Origin of the sequence: Candidatus Contendobacter odensis Run_B_J11 (genome assembly GCF_000531125.1) — a bacterium.
Lineage (GTDB): Bacteria > Pseudomonadota > Gammaproteobacteria > Competibacterales > Competibacteraceae > Contendibacter > Contendibacter odensensis.
This window is the reverse complement of sequence record NZ_CBTK010000017.1, coordinates 1-1,803: the sequence shown is the minus strand read 5'-3', so window position 1 is coordinate 1,803 and position 1,803 is coordinate 1. Positions and strand designations below refer to the sequence as shown.

At 52.1% G+C, this 1,803-nt stretch carries 3 protein-coding genes and 1 pseudogene; all 4 read right to left on the bottom strand.

The window, feature by feature from the left end:
* Nucleotides 1-176: 176 nt before the first annotated feature.
* Nucleotides 177-314: pseudogene (locus BN874_RS23165) on the bottom strand (IS982 family transposase); the annotation flags it as partial.
* 44 nt (nucleotides 315-358) lie between these two features.
* The gene (locus BN874_RS01065; protein WP_034430314.1) at nucleotides 359-1,090 is read right to left on the bottom strand and encodes a DUF499 family protein; all 732 of its coding nucleotides are present in this window, start codon (nucleotides 1,088-1,090) and stop codon (nucleotides 359-361) included.
* 45 nt (nucleotides 1,091-1,135) lie between these two features.
* Nucleotides 1,136-1,309 (bottom strand): hypothetical protein, encoded by a 174-nt coding sequence (locus BN874_RS24115; protein ID WP_154724691.1) that lies wholly within the window; start codon nucleotides 1,307-1,309, stop codon nucleotides 1,136-1,138.
* Nucleotides 1,296-1,586 carry a hypothetical protein gene (locus BN874_RS01060; RefSeq protein ID WP_034430312.1) on the bottom strand — a complete coding sequence of 97 codons (291 nt, stop codon included), beginning with the start codon at nucleotides 1,584-1,586 and terminating at the stop codon, nucleotides 1,296-1,298. The genes BN874_RS24115 and BN874_RS01060 overlap by 14 nt, the downstream gene beginning before the upstream one ends.
* Nucleotides 1,587-1,803: the final 217 nt, after the last annotated feature.

Below are 1,803 nucleotides of genomic sequence, written 5' to 3'. Positions count from 1 at the left end.
TCTCAAAAATTTAATAATAAAATTATATCATAAATTTTAGTTTCTGATAATGTCTAATGTTTGATTGATCAGTGCCGATAGCTCGTTGATCTGATTCATGATGTTCATCTCCTTGGTGAGAAAGACAATATTTTACCACAATTTCAATAAGTTATCTTTTTTGTCATGTACAAAGCGCCAAAGTACAACGCGGCCACCAAGGCCGTCGTCAGAATCTCCGCGTCGCTGACTCGACACTGCGGGTCTTCCCCATGCTGGAGCGCTTTCAACAGATCATCACAGAGGCAGTAAACGAATACAATTTGGAGGTCCATCGGGGTTCCTCGCCGGTCGTTGTGGAGTAGGGGTACTCACAACGCTAGCAAACCCCGATGGACACCACCCCGTCAAGGTAGCAACTTGGGTTAAATAAGATGGTCAGGAACGCCGCTAATTGCTGCCCCGCCGCTTCCAGACTTTGGGCCTTCTTATGAAACTTGCGCAGGTAGATCGACAATTCATCCAGCAGGATCAAGGTCGGTTGCCCGCCGAACAGTTCCCGCATCGTTTCCGCGCCCGGCGCGACGCCCGCTTCATCGCTACGCTGCACCCACGCATACCCGTCCCGTCCCGCTAAGGCATACGCAATTTCCCCCCACGGGGTATAGGCCCGCACCCCGTCACCCATCGCCCGGCCATTAAACGGATCGGCATTTTCGCCATCGAAGGCGGCAATCCGCACCGGGCCGCTGGGGACTAATTCGGTCGGTAGGAATTCCGGGATATTGTGGACACCCGTCATGCCCCGCGCGGCATGAACCAAAGCAATCAGTGCGTGCGTCTTACCCCCCCCGTACTGGGTATCCAGCCGGAAAATCGGCGAAAGCTGCTGAGAGCTGGCCGTCAACCGTTGGCACACCGCCTGAAGCAAGGTTTTTAGACCCTGCGTCGGATGGGTGTTGGCGAAAAAACGAACCGGATCAAGGTAATCGGCGGGAGCATCTCCGCGCAGCACTTGCGCCAAGTCAGCGGCAAAATCCGATTCTGCGATGGAGCCGCGCACAACATCTTCACGGGGCACACACAGTTCAAAGAGGGTGGGAAGCGACATGAGGATCAATCCTGATCGACGCCCTGCTAGGCGAGTTCTTCATTTTTAGGTGGGGTGAACAGTCAATCCATGATCGCACAGCGCTCGCAACAACGCGGACAAATTCTGTAGTAGTTGGGCATCGGTGGGATACGGCAGCCCCTGCCAGTGGGGCGGGCGCTGCCCCCTAACGGGATGATCCTCCACGATCTCATTACTCCCAAGTTCAGATCGCGTCATCAAATATCCAGTGGGGGGCATCATCTATCCAAATGTCTGGAAAGATCTCATGGGTACCCAGCGCCTCGATTTTGTTCTTGCGTCCCGCAAAAAAGATGCGTTCCACTTTGCCACGAAGTAAATCTTTGACCTCATCGCCTTCCGTGTCTTCATAGCGCATCATGCAACAGATCACCCGGTGGCCTGCCCTGGTTGCCAGGGCAATAAAAGCATCCCAAAGTTTGGTGTCTTCCGTGTAGGTGCCATCGTAGTCCAGCGCTATCAACAATTTTTTCATGAAACCAAGAACTCATCATCATCAAATTGGAAACCGACTACAACAAGGTGATCAGCAGTACAACTTTTTTACACGTACCCCGTCACCCTAATTACCGTAAAAATTTTAATGTTTTAGTGACCTAAGTGACCTAAGTGATGCTTTATTCCCAAAAGTCGGGTTTATCCCAACAAAGGTACGTGAGGCGACATAGGGATCAGGCGTGATCCCTAACGCG